Below are 21,307 nucleotides of genomic sequence, written 5' to 3'. Positions count from 1 at the left end.
ACCAAATGAGCCACGTTCTGTCTTGATTATATCGTTCGACGCTGGCTTCGGTCCAATCGTTCCAGGCGTTCAACCCGCTCCATACGGCTGCTTTGCTGTTCATCATACATCTTCGCTTCGCGATCTCGCTCATCGTAGCTCGTTTCCCTGACTTCATCCAGTTTAACCAAAATAACATCCGAACCGATCTTAACAATGTTCCTCCAGGGAATAACCAGATCCGTTCCGCCCCCGAACAACCCCATGAACCGGCTGTAACCGGGTACCACGATGGCCTCGATTCGTCCCTGCTTGAGATCCAGTTCCAGATCACTAATCTGCCCCAGACGCTTGCCATCCGTGATGTTAATGACATCCTTTGTCTGAAAATCGGAGATCTTCATCCCTCTTTGTGCCGACTCACTTGCGTTTACTTTCATCTGTCGCTCGCCCCCCGCCTAGTCCGCTTATACCGTTCAACGCTTCTATACAATATATGTTTTATAGGCGAAAAATGTCCTGTTTTTCGGGGTATCCCTGAAATTAGTACAGCTTGATTCGAAACTGGGCGTTCTCTTTAAAGCCGCTTATTCGATCGCAGTTCTCTCCAGACCTAATCGTATGTCTTTAAAAATAGAAAAAGACGACCAACGGATTTCAACCGTTAGATCGTCCTTGTAAATGAAGTGATGTTACGTCTTCACATGTTTCTGCATCTGCTGTATAGCCGATTTTTCCAGACGGGATACCTGAGCTTGGGAAATTCCAATCTCGTCGGCAACTTCCATCTGTGTTTTGCCTTCAAAAAACCGCATGGACAGAATCATTTTCTCCCGCTGTCCGAGACGATGCATGGCCTCGCGCAGTGCAATCTCCTCAATCCACGACACATCCTTGTTTTTATCATCACTGATCTGATCCATCACATAGATTGGATCTCCACCATCATGATAAATGGGTTCGAATAGTGATACCGGATCTTGAATGGCATCCAGTGCAAAAACAACATCTTCCTTGGGCACATTCAATGCTTCGGAAATTTCGAATATGGTCGGTTCACGAGAATTTTTGTTGGTCAGACTGTCGCGAACCTGAAGCGCCTTATATGCGATGTCCCGTAATGATCGGGATACCCGGATCGGGTTATTGTCACGCAGATAACGACGGATCTCACCGATAATCATCGGTACTGCGTACGTTGAAAATTTGACATTCTGGGATAAATCAAAATTATCAATGGCTTTCATCAGGCCGATACAACCAACCTGGAACAGATCATCGACAAACTCCCCCCGATTGTTAAAGCGCTGAATGACACTGAGTACAAGCCGCAGGTTGCCATTCACTAATTTCTCTCTTGCTGAGCGATCATGGTGCTGCTGTAGGGAATGAAACAATTCCCGCATTTCTGTGTTGGTGAGGACAGGCAATTTTGCGGTGTCCACGCCACAAATCTCGACTTTGTTTCGGGTCATCGTGATTTACCTCCCAAGGAGAAACATTAATGTACATTATCTCCGGGGCAGGCTTTTTTATTCGTCCCTGGCATCCTTGCCATTAATACCCATTATATTAAAAGCACAAGATTAGACCATCTTATTAAACTCCTTGCGGAGTCTTTTAATGATTCTTTTTTCCAGACGAGAGATGTAGGATTGGGAGATTCCAAGCAAATCTGCAACATCTTTTTGTGTCTTTTCCTCCCCGTCCGTCAAGCCAAAGCGAAGCTCCATAATCATCCGCTCACGTTCGGTCAATTTTTCCAAGGCCTTGTGCAGAAGCTTCCGATCTACCTGCTCTTCAATATTTCGATAGATTGTATCGTTCTCGGTACCCAGAACATCCGATAATAATAGCTCGTTTCCATCCCAATCAATGTTGAGTGGTTCATCAAAAGAAACCTCTGTCCTAATTTTGCTGTTACGCCGCAAATACATCAATATTTCATTTTCAATGCATCGCGAGGCATAGGTCGCCAGCTTGATTTTCTTTTCCGGATCAAACGTATTGACAGCCTTGATGAGCCCGATGGCTCCAATGGAAACCAGATCCTCAATGTTAATGCCTGTGTTTTCGAACTTGCGAGCGATGTACACCACCAGGCGAAGGTTTCGTTCAATCAGCATAGCGCGAATTGCAGCATCCCCGGAAGAGAGCTTTTGCAGCAAAAATTCCTCTTCTTCCCGCGTCAGTGGAGGCGGCAGGGCTTCACTGCCTCCAATATAATAGATCTCCTCACTCTTCAAACCAAGCAGAAATAACAGACGGTAATACTGCAGCTGCGCCACCAGTTTCCATTTCACAAGCATGTACGTTCCTCCTATACCACATTCAGCGGCTTTTCTGTTGCTCCCGCAGAGAGAGCCGTAGACTGCGCAGAGGCAGCGTCTTGCACAAGCTCAGGGTGAATGACCGCGCGGTACTTTCCTTCTGACGACAACACTCCGCCATCCAGCCCGATTAGTACTTTGGTTGTCTCGTAACTCATTTGATCCAATGTCACTCTCACCAGATCAGGCTTGATTGCCAGCATAAATGCCGTCCCCTTGTTGATCCCACGGTAGGGTACCAGTCTTAGTCGACCCTGCCAACGAAAATCCTCGTGGTCCAGCTCCATAATGAGGTTGTCCGGTGCTTCTTCCTTCAACCGGCCTTTCCAGGAAGCTGGCAGCATGTCTTGCCACAGTGAAACCTCCATCACCATAACCGGCAGACGGGAAAGAGGGTCCGTGAGTTGATTACCTGTATCGACAAGGCCTGTACAAGAAATAGTTACATCATCGATATAAACCTGCACTTGTCCCAGATAAGTTGTCATACGGTCTGATTTTCGCTTGGAACTTTGCACGGCTTTGAATAAAAACAGCACTGCAAAGAATACGATAAAAGTAAACCAGAAGGCGATCTTCAGATCAAAAGACATTCCGCCCGAAGCTGTATACCAAATTCCGTTAAACAGCTCGCCCGAACTCTGAAGCATGTAGTGTATACCTAAAATGCCTCCGGCAGCGACGAAGTTAATGACATAGAAGGTACCCAGATTCCTCATAAACACCTGGAGGCCCTTAAAACCAAAAGCGATAAACAACATCACGAGTGACAAACCAAACTTGATCAAAAAGGTAAACATAAAATCAAACTCCGGCACAAACATCATGACGACATAGAGGGCGCCCACAATGGAAGACAGCAGCCATCTCCACCAAACCAGCTTCGTTTTGCGCATCCAGGCTGTGAGTCCGATGAGTGCACCGTCAATACACAGGTTTGTCAAAAAAATAAGATCAACATAAACGACCAACTCTTCACCTGCCTCGTACCAAATATCGGTATAGCGTTGTTCCGATATTCTATGAGCATACACACAAGTATAAGGAGCTTTCTGTTCAAAGTCTGTCTAATCATGGGGGTGTCGTCTCAACTTTTTTTGTCGTAATTCCTCGTGACCCTTGTTCAGAATTTGTTCATTTCTGTTTGATATGCTGTAGATAGAAAAACAGAAAAACCCGGTTTCTCCATAAGGAGAACCGGGTTTGAAGTTAAATATGAGTGCTGCTTAGTCGTTATTGTTATTGCGTGAACGATTGCGCAAAAATGTCGGAATATCCAGCTGATCACTGCTCGGCTGGTTCCCGAACGGGCGAAGATTAGGCGAGCGATTTTCAGCAGGCTCACTCGTTGGTGTCGGTTTGCGTCCTGGTGGTGGTGAGACAGGCTTGTCTTCAAAACCAGTAGCAATAACCGTAACCTTGATTTCTTCTTTCAGATTTTCATCAATGATGGCACCGAAGATCATGTTCACTTCCGGATCGGATGCAGACGTAACAATCTCGGCTGCTTCATTCACTTCATAAAGTGACAGGTTGATGCCACCTGTGATGTTCATGATAACCCCGCGTGCACCTTCGATGGATGTTTCCAGCAATGGGCTCATAATCGCTTTGCGAGCAGCCTCAGCCGCACGATTTTCACCTGTTGCTTCTCCGATTCCCATCAAAGCAGATCCACGTTCAGTCATAATGGTTTTTACGTCTGCAAAGTCAAGGTTGATCAGACCCGGTACAGCGATCAGATCCGAGATACCTTGTACCGCTTGACGCAGTACATTATCTGCTTGACGGAACGCCTCAAGCATCGGCGTCTTTTTATCTACGATTTCAAGCAAGCGGTCGTTCGGAATGACAATCAGCGTATCCACTTTTTCCTTGAGAGCTTCAATCCCTTGCTCTGCATGGCTGGAACGTTTGCGTCCTTCAAAGGTAAATGGACGTGTAACCACACCTACGGTAAGCGCACCGCACTCTTTCGCAATCTCAGCGATGACTGGAGCTGCACCTGTACCTGTACCACCGCCCATACCGGCAGTTACAAATACCATGTCCGCACCTTTCAATGTGTTCATGATCAAATCGCGAGATTCTTCGGCTGCTTTTTTACCTACATCCGGGTTGGCACCTGCGCCAAGACCACGGGTCAGTTTATCACCGATTTGCAATTTATGTTCGGATTTCGCCAGATGCAACGCTTGAGCATCCGTGTTCACCGTTATAAATTCTACACCTTGTACACCATTTTCGATCATACGGTTGACTGCATTGCTTCCGCCGCCGCCTACACCGATGACTTTTATTTGAGCCAAGCTCTCCATCTCGAAATCAAATTCCAACATATTATTCCATCTCCCCCTCAATGTGCATGGATGGCCCGTCCAATTTTTGATTGAACCGAATCAATTTCATATATCGACGAACGAAGGCGTATATATTAATACCAGCGCATTCAGACGGCTTCTAGAAGTATGAAATAGATTCAACCTGTTATATAAATTCGCTGAACATATTTTTCAGCCGTTCGAACAAACCCGGTTTTTGCTCCGATTCCGGAGACGCACTCGGCTTAACACGGTTGGTCGGTTTCTTGTTGTTATTATTATTGTTGCTGCCACCGCCGCTGCTTACCGATGGACGAATGCGCAAACTGCGAATTACACTGTGCAAAATACCGACGCCGCTTGTGTAGCCCGGGTCGCGAACACCGATGTAATCCGGAACGGCAATTCGTACCGATGCAGCAAGCTCATGCTGAGCTACTTGCAGAACACCTGGCATGGAGACGGTCCCTCCCGTTAGTATATAACCTCCGGGAAGCTCCGTGTAACCGAGGCGCTTCACTTCTTGGGAAATCATCTGGAATATTTCCTGAACACGCGGTTCGATAATCGCAGCAAGGTCCTCCTGCGAGAATTCCTTGTCCACATTGCTGCCGATTCGCGTGACTTTGAACATGACGTCAGCCGCAGCATCATCAAGCCATGCGCAGCCATATTTCAGCTTCACCTTTTCGGCTTGATCAGTTAAGGTACGCAATCCATACGCAATATCGTTGGTAACAAATTCTCCACCGATCGGCAGGGTTGACGTTGCAACAAGACTGTCTTCTTCAAAGACAGCGATGGTTGTTGCACCTGCTCCAATATCAACAAGAACAGATCCCATCGTTTTTTCGTCTTTAGATAAAGCAAGCTGACCTGCTCCAAGTGACATGAGCACCAGATCGCTTACCTTCAGACCCGCTTTTTCCACGCAGCGCAAAAGATTATGTATCGCGGTTTTTGCACCCGTTATGATTGTTGCCTCAACTTCCAGTCGAACTCCAATCATACCCCGGGGATCCTGTATGCCCTCCAAGCCGTCTACAACGTACTGCTTGGCGACAACATCAATAATTTCCCGTTCCGGCGGAACCGCAATCACCTCGGCTGCTTTCAACACCCGTTCCATGTCTTCTTCTCCGATTTCACGATCCTCGTTAGACACCGCCACGACGCCGTGACTGCTCATCAGTCCGATATGATTACCTGAGATTCCAACATATACTTCGGATATTTGAATACCTACCATACGTTCAGCATGATCCACTGCATTGCGGATCGACTGCACCGTCTGATCGATATCTACGATTACACCTTTGCGAATTCCCTCCGAGTCGGCAGATCCAACTCCAATAATATTAAAGGTTCCATTATTAATTTCCCCAATAATAGCGCGAATTTTGGATGTACCGATGTCCAAACTAACAATGATGTCATTGTTGCTCAAGTCTGTGGCACCTCCTGACTCCAATAGTAAAATACGTTCGGGTTTAAACACTCTTAAAACATATTCAACACACGTTAGGCTTTCCCTCTTTTTTCTACAATTTTTTTGGGTGCCAAGATCTGGTTGCGAGACATAAAACCTTGAAGAAAAAAGAAGGAGACAACTTATGTGCCATAAGTTCAAGTGTATCATTTTTTCTCCGTCTCAGAAAGAACAACTTTCACGGATGAAACAGGGTCAAACCCCGACCCTGCTTGGACTTTTCATTAACTGTCATACGTGATTGGCAAGAGGATCAGGGCGTTGCACCTGGCTCTTCACCATCTTCAGGGTCATCTGCGATAAAAGGCACGTACGTGTCTGCCTCAAGCATCGTGATTTTCCCTGGCCGCTCCGTCTCAATAACCTGATTCAGGTACTCCACCTTATCCGGCAGCTTGGAGATCGTGGTAATCACTTCAAACTGTGATTTGGTATAAAGCCGGATCTGATCCGGGAACGAAGGCGTAGGGTTAGGAATAATCTCCGATATATCCGTTGTCAATTCGTTTGGAATTTTGGCAAGCGTCTCACTCAATTGTTCTTTGAGCGGATCGTCTGCTTTCCACTGGGTCAGAATAGGCTTCTCCACAGCAACTCCGATATTGGCCGGAACATTTAAGCTTGTCCCACTGGCCAGGATCGCCTGGAGTGTACCATCCGCACCCAGTTCGTAAGCAACCGTCGGATACTCCTGAACCTTGATATGAACGATCCCCGGAAACTGTTTATCCACTGTCACATTCGCTACCGCTTTGAACGTCTTCAAACGCTCAATGACCTCAGCGGAGCTTGTCCCAAAAAACTGATCGCCTTCCTTCAAACCACTTTTCTCCAGCAGTTCGGAAGTTGTCGTGTATACATTACCCGTAATCTCAATGCTCGAAATCCGGCTCATGGAAGAGCGGAAGAACAGCACGGCAAGCAATACAATAAAAAGAAGTAACAGAATAAGAACAAGTTTACGACTTGTGTTTCCTTTTGGCCGATTCTTCTTCAGAACCGGAATTTGACTTTTAGGCATAGGTCGCGCTCCACAAAGCCTTCGGTCCCCTCCCACAGCATTCTAAAGAAGGGGACTCAAAGGACGTTAATTGGCAAAATCCAGCTGTTTCGAAACGGGGGACTGTCGCTCAACCGAAGCTCCAAGGCTCTGGAACAACTTCTCGATGCGGTCGTACCCTCTGTCAATATGATGCACTTGCTCAACAACCGTTTTCCCCTGGGCAGCAAGGCCAGCAATAACCAGAGCTGCACCTGCACGCAGGTCGGTTGCTTCAACTGTAGCTCCGTACAAACGCGGGACTCCTCGGATAAAGGCTGCATTCAGATCGACCGAAATATCTGCACCCATGACGTTAAGCTCATCCACGTGCTTGAAGCGTCCCTCAAATACCGTCTCCTTCATTACACTGAACCCATCAGCCAAACTGAGTAAGACCATGATTTGTGACTGCAGGTCAGTCGGAAACGAAGGGTACGGTGATGTTACAATGCGATCCACGGATTTGGGACGGCTCATACAGCTCACCGTCATTATATCATTGCAGACCGTGATTTGAACACCAGTGCGCTTCAACACATGTATAAGAGAAGTAAGGTGTGCCGGGTTGCAATGTGTCAGGGTAACATTGCCTCTAGTCGCTGCTGCTGCAATCATGACGGTGCCGGCCACGATCCGATCAGGTATGATCTCGTAGGAACAAGGCTTCAGTTTCTCCACACCGTTAATCGTAATTGTATCGGTGCCGGCTCCAATTATACTTGCACCCATCGCGTTGAGAAAATGCTGCAAGTCCTGAATCTCAGGTTCTCTGGCTGCATTGAATATCGTTGTTGTGCCCTCAGCCGTAACGGCTGCCATCATGATATTTTCCGTGGCACCCACACTTGGGAAGTCCAGATGAATATCCGTCCCAACCAGCTTACGGCCCCGGCAGATAATCTGTTGATCAAGCTCTTCAATTGATGCTCCGAGCGCTTCCAGGCCCCGGAGGTGAAGATCAATCTTGCGTTCTCCGATGGCACAACCACCTGGCTGGTATACGGATACTTGCCCAAACTTAGCCAGCAATGGCCCCATCAAGAAAATGGAAGAGCGCATCTGTTTCATCAGATCCTCAGGTACATCATATGACCGGATAGACGATGTATCAATCGTCACTGTTCCCTGTTCATGCCGACACGTGCATCCAAGCCGTTCCAGGATATACAGCATTACTTCAATGTCCAGCAAGTGTGGAACGTTGTGCAGCGTGACTTCTCCATCTGCCAACAAACTTGCAGCCATGATTGGTAAAGCGGCATTTTTTGCTCCATGGATGCGTATGGATCCTGAGAGGGGTTTCCCGCCTTCAATCACCAATTTGTCCAATGTATCACCTCCGGGGTTTACCGCTCACCCACTGGAAAGACTTCCGGTACCAGGTTATACCGTTTTGAGATGATATAGTTGCTCTGAATTTGCTGCATAAGGGTGATAACGTCCTCTGCTGTAGCTTGACTGGACTGACAATCAAATTGGCATGCAAGATGGATACCTGTAGGCCTCCCGTGTTTACCCTTTGGCTCTGCTGTTTGAAACAGCTGGGCCGCTCGGTCACTGGGCGGATTTCGGAATACGCTGCCTGTGTACGCATATGCAGTGGCAAAACGTCTATGATTTTGGGCAAGCACAATTACTTCCGAAACGACTTTGCGCTCATTATGCCGAACTGAATATACAGCTTCTGGCACAACACCTCTCCATTAATGCAGCACAGAGTGGCCATACGCAAATTCCCTGTCCTCCTTGCTGTAACGTACCCATTCGCCTGTCTCCAGCACAATCTCAGCGGATTGAAATATACGTGACACATCCGATCCATAAGCACCAGCGTTGAATGTACACAACTTCTGCCCGCAGGGCCTACTTCTTTTGGTACTGACCACAATCACCTTTGATAGTATGGAATGCTTCTGCCGTTAAGCATAAATCATGCTGCTCAACATCCATGGAAGTATCCCCTGCTATACGACAAAAACCGTGATGCGGCGCCTTGGAACGATTGTCACAATTTATACGGTATCTTATGTCAGTCCTGCCTTGTGTGTGACAATCGCCCAGAACACACTTTACCTGCGTACAGCAAGCCTTTGAATCTCCTTCACCAGCACCTCGGCTGCATCCGGCTTGCCAAGTTCCCGAGAAGCAGCAGCCATGCGTTTGCGGGCCGCTTCATCATTCATGATGCGGGCAATGGCCTCATATAACGCATTTCCCGACAGATCCTTCTCCAGCATCGTGACAGAAGCTCCGCCACCTTCCAGTGTACGCGCATTCGCTTCCTGATGATTATTCGTCACGTTAGGTGACGGTATCAAAATGGACGGAATGCCAAGCGATGTAATTTCGGCGAGGAATGACGCTCCTGCACGATTCACAATCAATGAGGTACAAGCAAGAACTTCCGGCATATTATGCACGTAAGGAAGCACATGCAAGTGGTTTGGCATCGTTCCAAGTGAACTGCGTATCGCTTCCCGTGTTTCGTCAAAGTACGATTCACCAGTTACATAAACGACGTGTACATCGTCCAGCTTCTCCAGCATGGGAGCCATGTCTACCATCGCTTTATTGATGGCCTTTGCTCCGCGGCTGCCACCAACAACCAGCACAACCCGGCTGTCCATTGGCACGCCCAGTGTGGCAAATCCTCGATCACGGCTGGCCTTGGCAACCGTGGTTGCCCTCGGATTACCCGTGTACACTACTCTTTTGGCTCCCGAGAAGGCCTTCTCGGAACCTTCGAAGCTAACTGCAACGGTATCCACATAACGAGTAAGGAACTTGTTGGTTAAGCCGGGGATTGCATTTTGTTCATGAATGACACTTGGAATCCCCAGTTTGGCAGCTGCATAAACCACAGGTCCACATACATAGCCGCCTGTCCCGATCACCACATCAGGTTTGAATTCCTTCAGCATTTTCTTCGATTTCCGGACGCCCTGAATAAAGCGCATAACCGTCTTCAGATTGTCCACGGACAACTTCCGTCGAAATCCTGTAATATCAATGGATTGAAAAGGAATGTTCTCCTGTGGCACTAACTTGCTCTCCAGTCCACGGGTTCCTCCAATATATAAAAATGTCGAGTCGGGATTCTCCGCCTCACATTGTCTTGCTATGGCAACGGCCGGATAGATATGTCCACCGGTACCGCCGCCGCTTAGTACGACTCGCATCGCATAGTCACCTCGCATAACGTGATAAGTTTAACAGTATCCCTAGTGCTGTCAGCATCAAGGTCAGAGATGATCCGCCATAACTGATCAGCGGTAGGGTTATTCCGGTAACGGGCATGAGCCCGATGACTACGCCGATATTGATGATGACTTGTACAGCCACCATGCCGATAATGCCTACACCCAGCAAACTGCCAAAAGCATCCGGCACTGTCATCGCTACTCGCATACCTCTCCAGACCAGTACCAGGAAGAGTAGAAGTACAATAAGTCCGCCAATAAACCCGAGCTCTTCAGCCAATATGGAAAAAATGAAATCCGTTTGCGGTTCGGGCACATAACTGTATTTTTGCCGGCTCATCCCAAGTCCAAGGCCTGCCAGTCCCCCCGGTCCGATTGCATATAACGATTGGATGATTTGATAGCCTGCACCAAGCGGATCAGACCATGGGTCAAGAAAAGCCGTTATTCGTTTCAACCGGTAAGGAGCCGCCGCAATCAATGCGGCAAACCCAGCAACGCCGCCAAGGGCAAGCAGCAGCAAATGTTTCATTCTTGCGCCTGCCGTAAAAATAATCAGCATGGATGCCCCCATCATGACTGTGCCTGTCCCCAAATCGGGCTGCAGCATAATAATGCCGAAGGCGAGACCTATCAATCCAAGCGGGGGCAACAATCCGGTTGTGAATGTTTTAATTTTCCCCGGTTCCTTGCTCAGCCAGTGGGCCAAAAACAAAATCATGCCCAGCTTCATAAATTCAGAGGGCTGAATGCCAAACGATCCAATGCCAAGCCAGCTTCGTGCTCCGCCGCGGACCACGCCGATCCCGGGAATTAACACCGCAATCAGCATAATAAAACAGGCGATCAATATCGGTTTAGCATATTTCCGCCAGACCCGGTAATCCACATTGGCTGTGACAAACATGGCAGCCAGTCCGAGTCCAGCAAATAACAACTGTCTTTTGACAAAATAAAATGAATCGCCATAGTCATGAAAAGCAAGCACCGAGCCCGCACTATAGACCATAATAATGCCGATGGCAAGCAATGCCACAATACAAATCAGGAGCCAGATATCCGGCGCCGGTCGCGTCTGTTTCATCAGGAGGCCACCCCTTGCATGGAAGTAGGGGCTTTTCCACCCCCCTACTTACAAGTTATGCGCCGCCTCTTTAAAAATGCGTCCCCGCTCCTCATAAGAAGCAAACATGTCCCAACTTGCACACGCCGGTGAGAGCAAGACTATATCACCAGGCGCTGCAAGCCGCGACGCTTCCTGTACTGCAGCGGTTAACGTCTGGGCAGCATCATCCTCATTATCGACGACCTTAATTTGCTTTAATCCCGCCAGTTCCGCGACCTTGGCGATTTTCTCACGTGTTTCGCCGAGAGCCACAACCGCTTTTACCCGTTCCTGGAACAAGGGGAGCAGCTCCATCATGTCTGAACCCCGATCCAGTCCACCGGCGATCAGCACGACCGGATCCTTGAAGGAGTTCAACGCCATGACGGTTGCCTTCGAATTGGTAGCCTTGGAATTGTTGTAGTACTTGGCGCCATTGTGCTCCAGCACATACTCCAAACGGTGTTCAACCCCTTTGAATTCGGACAGGGGTTCCTCAAGCACAGCCGGATCGGCACCTGCCGCTACTGCAATGGCTACCGCAGCCAGCGCATTCCCAACATTAAATTGTCCTGGTATTCCAATGTTTTCAACGTCTATAACGATGTGATGGTTTCCTTGACCGTCGGCATATACCACCTGGCGTTTCACATCATCCTCTTCTCCATCCACGTAAGGAGGATCGGCGTATACGCCCGCTTCCAGCTTCTCAGTCATGGAGAACGGAAGCAGCCTGCTTTTAATATAAGGAACCAATTCCCGGCATACGGGATCATCCCAGTTCAGCACGGCTACGTCATCCGCAAGCTGATTGGCAAAGATTTTAGCTTTGGAAGCGATATAGTCATCCATATCCCCGTGATAATCCAGATGCGTTTCTGTAACATTAAGCAGACTCGCAATCCGTGGACGGAAATGAACAGTCCCCTTAAGCTGGAAACTACTAAGTTCAACGACCATCCAGTTATCGGCCGTAGCTTGTTCTGCCGCCTCGCTGAGCGGTGTACCGATATTGCCGGCCACAATCGGGTTCAAGCCTGCATGCTCCAGCATGTTGCCAACCCATGTGGTTGTCGTTGTTTTCCCGTTGGAACCTGTAATCCCAATCATCGGTGCTGCACAGAGGTGGTAAGCCACTTCCACTTCCGTTACAACCTCAATTCCGAGGGAAAGAGCCTGCTGTACTGGTGGCGCCTGATAAGGGATGCCCGGGTTTTTAACCACAAGCTTCACACCCTCATGAATCAGATCATCGGGATGGCCCCCGCATACAACAGAAATTCCCAAAGCCTCCAATTCGGATGCTTCGGGACACTGTTCCCTCTCTTTTTTATCATTCACTGTGACTTTCGCTCCCGCACGGTCCAGCACCTTGGCAACTTGCACGCCACTCTTTGCCAGTCCGAGCACAACAACCTGTTGACCGCGATATGATTCAGGATGGTTCATGATTTACAACCCCTTGTTGAGATAAAGTCCGAGCGCAGCCAAAATAGCACCAACTGCCCAAAAAGTAATAACAACCCGCCATTCCGACCATCCGCTTAATTCAAAGTGGTGGTGAATAGGACTCATTTTGAATACACGCTTGCCCCGGGTCTTGAACGATACCACTTGAATAATAACGGATAGAATCTCGATGACGAACACACCACCAATGATTACAAAAAGAAGCTCCGTCTTCGTAACAATGGCAACGGCACCAATGGCACCACCAATACCTAGTGAGCCCGTGTCTCCCATAAACACTTTGGCCGGATGCGCATTGTATACAAGAAAACCAAGCACAGCACCAATCATGGCCGCTGCACATACCGCTGCCGGCATAGACGTCGCCTGCATCGCTACAATTGCAAACGCTCCAAACGCAATAGCACTAATTCCGGACAGCAAACCATCCAGTCCATCCGTAAAGTTAACGGCATTGGTGATCGCAAGCATCATGAACACGACAAACGGATAATAGAACCATCCCGTCCAGTCGAAGGAGACGGATGTTCCAGGGATCGAGATCGCTGTGCTGTGCCCATTTTGAATGAGCAAGAAACACATCACGGCACTGAAAAACAGCTGCCCCAGCATTTTTTGTCTGGCGGTCAGTCCCAAAGAACGTTTGAATACAATCTTGATATAGTCATCCAGGAAGCCGATCAGGCCAAAACCGAGCGTAGCCACGAGCAGCACATAGAAATCCGTATTTTTGACTGCTGAAAATTTCAAAAAGGCTAATGTAAATGCAAGCAGGATCACAACCCCGCCCATCGTCGGCGTCCCGCTCTTTTTCAGATGGCTCTGCGGCCCGTCTTCCCGAACCTGCTGTCCGAATTTCATTCGGCGAAGTAATGGAATCAATAGCGGTGCAGCAATCACCGCCAAAATAAATGAAACGCCGATTGTTAACAGTAATACCTGAAAATCCATGGGTTCACCCCTCTAGTCTACTCAATTCTGTAATGATGCTATTTTTAGTGATTCGACCACGTCCTCCAGCTTCATGCCCCGGGAGGCCTTGAACAAAACGACGTCTCTGGGATGCAATTTTTCCAGCAGGTAACGGGTCATCTCTTCCTTGTTTTCAAATGCATGTACGGCTTCTGCCGGCATGTGCAGTTTTGCACCCTCAGCTATATTCACCGATAACGGTCCAAAGGTCAGCACCATGTCCATTTTCCCAGGGGTAATATACTCTCCGATACCACGGTGAAGCTCCTCTTCCTGAGGTCCAAGTTCCAACATGTCTCCAAGTACGGCTACTCGAGAGCGATAACCTTTGAGTCCATCCAACACATCAATAGCTGCTTTCATCGACGTTGGACTTGCATTGTAGGCATCATTAAGCATCGTCAGTCCGCTGACTCCTTGAATAACCTCAATACGCATGCCCGTCAGTTTCAAGCTGGATAACCCGGAAGCAATCTGTTCGGCTGTTACACCAAAGTGACGTGCAACTGCAAGTGCAGCCAGACAGTTAACAACATTGTGTGTACCCAGCAGAGGAAGCGTAAGTGCTTGTTCCCCCAACTGTTTTGTCGTGAAAACAACACCGTTCTGCGCATTCATGAGTCCTGTCGGGTAATCATCATTGTCTGTCTGAAGTCCAAATGTAAATCGTTTCATTCCCTCGGGTTGCTTCGTTTCCGCTTCAGCCAGAACCTGCTTAATCAACGGCTCGTCTCCGTTATAAATTAACAGGCCGCCTGGTTTCATGCCTGCAGCAATTTCGGCTTTTGCTCTGGCAATCTCCAGCCTGGAGCCAAGCTGCAGCAGATGGGATTCACCTATATTCGTAATGATGGCGATATCCGGCTGAGCAATCAAAGACAATGCCTCGATTTCTCTGCGGCCGCTCATGCCCATTTCCAGAATCACAATCTCGGTATCTTGTTCCATGCTTAACACTGTAAGTGGAAGTCCGATATGATTGTTGAAATTGCCCTGCGTCTTATGCACCTTGAATTTGGTAGAGAGAATGGCATCCACAATGTCCTTGGTTGTTGTTTTGCCATTGCTGCCGGTAATACCCACCACGGAAGTTTGGCTCTCGGCCAGATAGGCAGATGCAAGCCCCTGCAGGGCTGCCAGCGTGTCTTCAACGACGATGACTGCTCCTCCCTGCGGGGGAACACCATGGTCATTCTGCCATAACGCCCCTGCGGCTCCCTTTTCTAAACAAGCTTGCACAAATTCGTGTCCGTCAAACCTCTCACCGACAAGCGGGATAAACAAACTGCCTTCTACTGGCTTGCGTGAATCCGTAAATACACCTTCAACGCGGATGTCACCGTAAGCAGTGTAGTCGTTTAGTGTTCCTCCGCACATTTTGGCCAATTGTGCTAATGTTCTTTTTATCAATTGGATTTGCCCCTTATCGCCTCTTTGGCTATGATCCGATCATCGAAATCCGTTTTGGTTGTTCCGATAATTTGATAGGTCTCATGACCCTTGCCCGCAATCAATACTACATCGGCTGGGCTTGCCATTTCAATAGCTTCATGTATTGCCTGACGACGATCTACGACCATGAGATAACGATCAGATGGTACGCCTTCTTCTACCAGACCTACTTCAATATCTTTGAGAATCAGATCTGGATCCTCCGTGCGTGGATTGTCAGAAGTTACAAATACAATGTCACTATACTTCGCAGCAATTTTCCCCATTAATGGACGTTTGGTCCGATCCCGGTCTCCACCACATCCGAATACACAAATGACTCGACCTTCGGCAAACTCTTTTACCGTTCGCAATACGTTTTCCAAGCCGTCTGGTGTATGAGCGTAGTCCACAATAACAGCAAATGACTGACCTTCGTCTACGGCTTCAACACGTCCATCCACACCTGGAACCGTCTCAAGACTGCGTTTAATCTCTTCCAAGGGTACTCCTTCAACAAGTGCAGCAGAGATAGCTGCCATGGCGTTATATACGTTGAATTTCCCTACCATGCGCAAGTTAATGTCTGTACTGCCTGCGAATGTATCCACATGGAATGATGTACCCTGCGATGTAATCGAGATGTTGGATGCCCGTACATCAGCATTATCTTCCATGCCATATGTAATGACTTCAGCTGCAGTCACTGATTTGAAATAATTGGCCGATGGATCGTCAGCGTTAATGACCGCAAATTTGCGACGGGAGGCGTCTTCTGCAAACTCGTTGCCAAGTCTTGCAAAGAACAGGCCTTTTGCTGCGCGGTACTCTTCCATGGAATTATGATAGTCCAAATGATCTTGAGTCAAGTTGGTGAATACCGCAGTACGGAAATTGGTTCCTTTTACACGTCCCTGCTCCAGCGCATGTGAGGAGACCTCCATAACGCAGCAGTCCGTCCCCGCTTGAACCATATCATACAGACTGCGCTGCAGATCGAGTGCTTCTGGTGTAGTTCCCGACATTGGATAGGTCCGCCCGTCGTAACGCATTTGAATGGTACCAATCAAACCTGTCTTCTGTCCATGATCACTCATGATCTTTTCAATCAGATAGGTGGTGGTTGTTTTTCCGTTCGTTCCCGTTACACCAATCATATTCATTTTATGGCTTGGTGAGTCAAAGAAAGAGTCTGCAAGGACTGCCATTGCAAAGCGACTGTCTTTGACCAGCAGCTGCGGTACAGGTAGTTCCAGTTGTCGTTCCACGACCAGTGCTACCGCTCCGGCATTCACAGCTTTTTCCGCATAATCATGTCCATCTACCGTATGTCCCGGAAGACAGATAAACAGATCTCCCGGTTGAACCTGGCGGGAATCTGTCTGTAAGTTTTGGCATTCTGTATTAGGCTCGCCAATCAGGCGTGCAGTTGTCAGCTTCGATGCAAATTGTTTTAAAAGCACATGAATAACCTCACTTCTCCAAGTTTACTTCTGCTCAAGGCATTTCTTTTTATTAATATCGTCCATATAGCCATTTAATGAAACGCAACTTTTTGAATTTTGTTGCGCTAGGACCTGGAGCCGGTTAAGGCTCCTGTCCTGCTTCCCCTGTATGATCGTGTGCTTCTTTCAGCACATCACTCATATAGATTCGTATGGTAGAGCCCTGCTCCACCCTTGCTCCTGGCTTCGGAGCCTGGTTAATTACGTACTTCCCACTGCCGGACTTAGCCAGCATAAAGTTCATGTTGAGATCTTCATACAGATCTTCTACCGTTGCACCTGTGAGATCGGGAACCGTAACAATTTTGGTTTCGCCATACTTGTATTCTTTTGCAACCTGATCCTTGCGCACAGGAACATTCATATAGTGCAGCGAGTCTTCAAGAATATTCTGTACAATCGGAGCTGCAACGACACCCCCGAACTGAATCCCTTTTGGATTATCGACAGCCGTGTACACTACGATCTGTGGATCGTCTGCTGGAGCAAAGCCAATAAAGGATACAATATGCTCGGTAGAGGAATAACGTCCGTTAATAACCTTCTGGGCTGTACCTGTTTTGCCGCCTACCCGATATCCGTCGATGAACGCCGGTCTTCCTGTGCCTTTTGCAACAACACTTTCCAAAGCCTCACGAACCTGCTTAGATGTGTCTTCCGAAATGACCTGCCGTACAAGTTCCGGCTTGACTTCTTCCATCACTTCACCCGTTTCGGGATGAACCCACGCTTTGGTTACATAAGGTTTGTAGAGCTTGCCTCCATTGATGGCAGCCGATACGGCCGCCACTTGCTGAATGGGTGTAACGGAAACGCCTTGCCCAAAGGCTGTTGTCGCAAGCTCCACAGGGCCCACTCTGGACAGCTTGAACAAAATACCACTTGCCTCACCGCTAAGATCAATACCTGTTTTGGTTCCGAATCCAAAGTTTTTGATGTAAGAAAACAAGGACTCTTTACCGAGCTTTTGACCTAGAGCGACAAACCCGGGATTGCAGGAGTTTTCCACGACTTGCAGGAAGGTTTGACTCCCATGGCCGCCTTTTTTCCAGCAGCGCAGCCGGGCACCTCCAACCTCAACATATCCTGGATCAAAGAACTGATCTTGCTGCAGATTCACCTTCTTCTCTTCCAATGCTGCCGCCAAAGTAATGATTTTAAAAGTTGAACCCGGTTCGTATGTCATCCATATCGGTAAATTCCGGTTATAGATTTCAGACGGATACTGCTGGTAATCCGCTGGTTCATACCCTGGTCTGCTGGCCATGCCGAGGACTTCACCCGTCTTCGGGTTCATGGCGATAGCCAGAGCGGAGTTCGCCTGGAATTTGACCATGGCCTGATCCAGTTCCCTTTCCATAATGGATTGGATCGATTTGTCGATCGTCAGCTCCAGGTTAAGACCATCTCTTGGTTCCACATACTTCTCAGATGAGCCCGGCATAAGCCTTCCGGCCGCATCGGACAAGTAGGACACACTGCCATTTAAACCGGTCAATTTCTCATCATACCTTTTTTCGACCCCGGTCAATCCCTGGTTATCAATCCCCGTAAAACCAAGAATGTGAGCGGCCAGATCATCATAAGGATAGAATCGTTTATTATCCTCTGCAACAACGATACCCGGAAGCTTCAAATCACGAATGCGCTGAGCTTTCTCCATCGTAATTTTGCGGCCGCCGGGTTGTAGTCGTACAATCAGTTCTCTTTTCTTGATGGTTGCCAGCACTTTCTCTTCAGTCATTCCAAGTAAAGGGGCTAGTGCCTTCGCTGTAGTCTCCGCTTCCTTCACTTGAGCCGGAATCGCCATAATCGTCGGTGTAGTTTACATTATAGGCAAGAGAGGTACCATTGCGATCCAGGATCTCTCCCCGTTTGGCTGAATATGGAATGTTCCGCCGCCAGGACTCCTCTGCTTTCGCAGACAATTCCGGGCCTTTCCCGAGTTGTACATAAGCAAGCCTGATCACCAGGGCCGAAAATAACAATACCAAAATGAGCAAACTCCATAACAGCCTGCGCCGTAAATTTACACTTGAACCCTTCACGAAAAGATCCCCCCACTCGTCCCAAAATCATGACCTCGTTCATTCATGAATATTCGGGACAACCGGGGGTTAGAACAAGCTATAAATTCAATGGCTATGGGAGCACCGGATCAATCGCGGCACCAGAAGACGAGTCCGTCTCATTGGTTGGAGCCTCGGTTCCATCCAAGTTCCCCGTTTCTTCTGTCTTGCTGGACTCTTCTGCTGTCCCCTCTTCCTCCAATGCAGCATCTGAAGACTCAGGATCTTCATCCGCTATGCCGGTTACTGCGGCCTTGGCAGTCTGCAATGTGAGCTGTATGGTCCGCTGTTCCCCTGAGACCTGCTCCTTTTGACTCACGACATAACCCTCACCCTTGACAATCACTCCCACTTTCATGAGTGAAAGAACTTCCATGGCATCCCGAAGCGATTCGCCTGTGAGATCAGGAACTTTCATACTGCTGCTGTCTTCCGTAAGCAGATAGATTCTCTGACCTGGGTTCATAAATTCGCCTGCCGCAGGGTACTGGCGAATAACACTCTCGCCCTTCCCTAAGGTCTCGTAAGCAATTCCTGCGTTTAGAAGCTGGCTTCTAGCCTGTTTGGCTGTTTTCCCAGTCAAGTCAGGAGTCTTCGTCTGAACGACGGTAGCTGCCTTTTTGTCCGTGGTCTTTGTTGTATCTTTCGGAACACCCATGTATTGCAGGGTTTGACTGGCAATCTTTTTAAATACAGGAGCTGCTGCAGCACCACCACCAATGTTGGTTCCACTCGGTTGGTCAATGACGACTAGCATCGCAATTTTGGGATTGTTAACAGGGGCAAATCCGATAAACGAAACGACATCTTTGGTTTTACTATATTCCCCGTTCACCCATTTTCTTGCTGTTCCCGTTTTACCAGCAACCCGGTATCCTTCTATATAGGCGTTGCGCCCAGTACCGATCTGCTGGTCTGCTACAACCTGTTCCAAATAGCCACTTACCAGTTTTGCAGATTCCTTAGAGATGACCTGACGAACCTCTTTTGGCTTGATCACTTCAGTTGTTCCGTCATTTGGATTGATGATTTCCTTCACCAGATGTGGAACCATCAGTTTCCCGCCGTTGGCAATGGCCGAGATGGCTGCTACCTGCTGAATTGGGGTTACTTGAACCAAACCGTGACCATAGGCTGCTGTTGCAATTTCTGACTTATAAACCAATGGTTTGATCGGTGAAGCGGACTCGCTCGGCAGATCAATTCCCGTTTTTTGGCCGAATCCGAATTCGTCTATGTAGTGACGCAGACGTTCGCCGCCAAGCATGTTGTAACCGAGATTAACAAAGGCAACGTTACTTGAACGTTTGACGCCTTCGAGATAGGAAATCGTACCATAAGTGTGGCCATTATCACTGATTGAATATCCGCCAATATTAATTCGTTTTGATTCAAACGTTGCATTGGGATCAAACAACTTCTCTTCTACAGCACCAGCCAATGTAACAATCTTAAATGTTGAGCCTGGTTCGTAGATGGACTGTGTCGCATGGTTAATGAAATCTTTTTGGTCCGGAGTTTCCCAGTACGTATTGGGATTAAAATTCGGCCAGTTCGCCATGCCCAATATTTCCATCGTGTTTGGATCTGCTGCAATGACGGTCATACTGAGCGGATTATACTGAGCAACTGCTTCCTTAATGGCATCTTCAATGTAAAATTGAATGGTATCATCAATCGTCAGCTTCAGGTTATTTCCGTTTTGAGGTGGAAGATAGTTATCCTGAGAATCAGGAAGCTTGATGCCTTTGGCATCCTTTTGGTAGTTCAGGTAACCATCAGTGCCCGTCAGTTCTTCATCATACGAAACTTCAAGCCCGTTTACAGCTTTACCGTCACGACTCATGTAACCCAGAAGATGCGATGCAAGCGTCTCTTCGGGGTAAAACCGCTTCGATTCCTGTGCCATTACGATGGCGTTCTGAGCCTTGTACTCTTCCTTCAGTTCTTCCCTCAGCGCAGTTACTTTAGCTGCCAATTCCGGGCTAATTTTGTAACCCTCACTTCGCACCTCGCGCTGTTTGTAAAATCTCCCTTTTTTATCTTTAGCAGTCACCAAAGCACGCATTTCACTTTCATTCTTGCCAAGTATTGCAGACAGCTTTGTCGTGACAACATCTTCAATCCCAAGCTCATTGATCATCTCGGGATTGACCGATACCGTATACGCAGGCGCATCCGTTGCCAAGATGTTGCCGTTCCGATCCGTAATAGACCCCCGGCTTGCCTTAATCGTCTGCTCACGTTCCACCAGCTCGGAGGCATATCCTTGCCAGGTACTGCCGTTTACAACTTGAATAAAAAAGATTCGGGTTATCAGTACAAGAAAAAAGAGGGTAATACATCCCCCTATAAGCAGCGTGCGCATCTTTATTCTTTTTACCATCGGTACAC

The 21,307-nt window shown here is 48.1% G+C and carries 16 protein-coding genes and 1 pseudogene; all 17 read right to left on the bottom strand.

Annotated elements, in window-relative coordinates:
• Positions 1-26: 26 nt before the first annotated feature.
• On the bottom strand, positions 27-419 hold the full coding sequence (locus ABIC22_RS18215) for a YlmC/YmxH family sporulation protein (protein WP_127537787.1): 393 nt from the start codon (positions 417-419) through the stop codon (positions 27-29).
• A gap of 252 nt (positions 420-671) precedes the next feature.
• Positions 672-1,454, bottom strand: coding sequence for an RNA polymerase sporulation sigma factor SigG (sigG, locus tag ABIC22_RS18210; RefSeq protein WP_095289985.1), 783 nt, complete (start codon positions 1,452-1,454; stop codon positions 672-674).
• A 111-nt stretch (positions 1,455-1,565) separates the two neighbouring features.
• The gene (gene sigE / locus ABIC22_RS18205; RefSeq protein ID WP_095289983.1) at positions 1,566-2,288 is read right to left on the bottom strand and encodes an RNA polymerase sporulation sigma factor SigE; all 723 of its coding nucleotides are present in this window, start codon (positions 2,286-2,288) and stop codon (positions 1,566-1,568) included.
• Positions 2,289-2,299: 11 nt separating this feature from the next.
• Entirely contained in the window at positions 2,300-3,280 is a 981-nt protein-coding gene (spoIIGA, locus tag ABIC22_RS18200; protein WP_354482875.1) for a sigma-E processing peptidase SpoIIGA, read from the bottom strand.
• A gap of 255 nt (positions 3,281-3,535) precedes the next feature.
• The gene (ftsZ, locus tag ABIC22_RS18195) at positions 3,536-4,648 is read right to left on the bottom strand and encodes a cell division protein FtsZ (protein WP_095359452.1); all 1,113 of its coding nucleotides are present in this window, start codon (positions 4,646-4,648) and stop codon (positions 3,536-3,538) included.
• Positions 4,649-4,796: 148 nt separating this feature from the next.
• Positions 4,797-6,077, bottom strand: coding sequence for a cell division protein FtsA (gene ftsA, locus ABIC22_RS18190; protein WP_127537786.1), 1,281 nt, complete (start codon positions 6,075-6,077; stop codon positions 4,797-4,799).
• A gap of 295 nt (positions 6,078-6,372) precedes the next feature.
• Entirely contained in the window at positions 6,373-7,140 is a 768-nt protein-coding gene (locus tag ABIC22_RS18185; protein WP_127537785.1) for a cell division protein FtsQ/DivIB, read from the bottom strand.
• Positions 7,141-7,206: 66 nt separating this feature from the next.
• Positions 7,207-8,490 carry a UDP-N-acetylglucosamine 1-carboxyvinyltransferase gene (gene murA, locus ABIC22_RS18180; RefSeq protein ID WP_095359454.1) on the bottom strand — a complete coding sequence of 428 codons (1,284 nt, stop codon included), beginning with the start codon at positions 8,488-8,490 and terminating at the stop codon, positions 7,207-7,209.
• 17 nt (positions 8,491-8,507) lie between these two features.
• A complete protein-coding gene (locus tag ABIC22_RS18175) occupies positions 8,508-8,852 on the bottom strand; it encodes a hypothetical protein (RefSeq protein WP_354482870.1) in 345 nt (114 codons plus the stop codon).
• Between the two features lie 378 nt (positions 8,853-9,230).
• A complete protein-coding gene (gene murG / locus ABIC22_RS18170) occupies positions 9,231-10,340 on the bottom strand; it encodes an undecaprenyldiphospho-muramoylpentapeptide beta-N-acetylglucosaminyltransferase (RefSeq protein ID WP_127537783.1) in 1,110 nt (369 codons plus the stop codon).
• A 7-nt stretch (positions 10,341-10,347) separates the two neighbouring features.
• Complete coding sequence (spoVE, locus tag ABIC22_RS18165) at positions 10,348-11,445, bottom strand: stage V sporulation protein E (protein WP_127537782.1); 1,098 nt, start codon at positions 11,443-11,445, stop codon at positions 10,348-10,350.
• A gap of 48 nt (positions 11,446-11,493) precedes the next feature.
• A complete protein-coding gene (gene murD / locus ABIC22_RS18160) occupies positions 11,494-12,915 on the bottom strand; it encodes a UDP-N-acetylmuramoyl-L-alanine--D-glutamate ligase (protein ID WP_154895152.1) in 1,422 nt (473 codons plus the stop codon).
• 3 nt (positions 12,916-12,918) lie between these two features.
• Entirely contained in the window at positions 12,919-13,887 is a 969-nt protein-coding gene (mraY, locus tag ABIC22_RS18155; protein ID WP_095289967.1) for a phospho-N-acetylmuramoyl-pentapeptide-transferase, read from the bottom strand.
• 21 nt (positions 13,888-13,908) lie between these two features.
• Complete coding sequence (locus tag ABIC22_RS18150) at positions 13,909-15,315, bottom strand: UDP-N-acetylmuramoyl-tripeptide--D-alanyl-D-alanine ligase (RefSeq protein WP_354486016.1); 1,407 nt, start codon at positions 15,313-15,315, stop codon at positions 13,909-13,911.
• Positions 15,315-16,802, bottom strand: a complete 1,488-nt coding sequence (locus tag ABIC22_RS18145; protein ID WP_127537780.1) for a UDP-N-acetylmuramoyl-L-alanyl-D-glutamate--2,6-diaminopimelate ligase — start codon at positions 16,800-16,802, stop codon at positions 15,315-15,317. Before ABIC22_RS18145 ends, ABIC22_RS18150 begins: the two co-directional genes overlap by 1 nt.
• A gap of 124 nt (positions 16,803-16,926) precedes the next feature.
• Positions 16,927-18,892: pseudogene (locus ABIC22_RS18140) on the bottom strand (stage V sporulation protein D).
• Positions 18,893-18,986: 94 nt separating this feature from the next.
• On the bottom strand, positions 18,987-21,299 hold the full coding sequence (locus tag ABIC22_RS18135; protein WP_354482866.1) for a penicillin-binding transpeptidase domain-containing protein: 2,313 nt from the start codon (positions 21,297-21,299) through the stop codon (positions 18,987-18,989).
• Positions 21,300-21,307 lie beyond the last annotated feature (8 nt).

Origin of the sequence: Paenibacillus sp. PvP094 (assembly GCF_040546835.1) — a bacterium.
GTDB lineage: Bacteria > Bacillota > Bacilli > Paenibacillales > Paenibacillaceae > Paenibacillus > Paenibacillus illinoisensis.
This window is presented reverse-complemented; position numbering and strand designations above follow the sequence as displayed.

What these genes read in the sequence shown, in the direction of transcription:
- spoVE (WP_127537782.1), bottom strand. Translation starts at nt 11,445, where the DNA reads ATGAAACAGACGCGACCGGCGCCGGATATCTGGCTCCTGATTTGTATT.
- ftsZ (WP_095359452.1), bottom strand. Translation starts at nt 4,648, where the DNA reads ATGTTGGAATTTGATTTCGAGATGGAGAGCTTGGCTCAAATAAAAGTC.
- sigG (WP_095289985.1), bottom strand. Translation starts at nt 1,454, where the DNA reads ATGACCCGAAACAAAGTCGAGATTTGTGGCGTGGACACCGCAAAATTG.
- mraY (WP_095289967.1), bottom strand. Translation starts at nt 13,887, where the DNA reads ATGGATTTTCAGGTATTACTGTTAACAATCGGCGTTTCATTTATTTTG.
- sigE (WP_095289983.1), bottom strand. Translation starts at nt 2,288, where the DNA reads ATGCTTGTGAAATGGAAACTGGTGGCGCAGCTGCAGTATTACCGTCTG.
- ABIC22_RS18215 (WP_127537787.1), bottom strand. Translation starts at nt 419, where the DNA reads ATGAAAGTAAACGCAAGTGAGTCGGCACAAAGAGGGATGAAGATCTCC.
- ABIC22_RS18185 (WP_127537785.1), bottom strand. Translation starts at nt 7,140, where the DNA reads ATGCCTAAAAGTCAAATTCCGGTTCTGAAGAAGAATCGGCCAAAAGGA.
- ABIC22_RS18135 (WP_354482866.1), bottom strand. Translation starts at nt 21,299, where the DNA reads ATGGTAAAAAGAATAAAGATGCGCACGCTGCTTATAGGGGGATGTATT.
- murD (WP_154895152.1), bottom strand. Translation starts at nt 12,915, where the DNA reads ATGAACCATCCTGAATCATATCGCGGTCAACAGGTTGTTGTGCTCGGA.
- murG (WP_127537783.1), bottom strand. Translation starts at nt 10,340, where the DNA reads ATGCGAGTCGTACTAAGCGGCGGCGGTACCGGTGGACATATCTATCCG.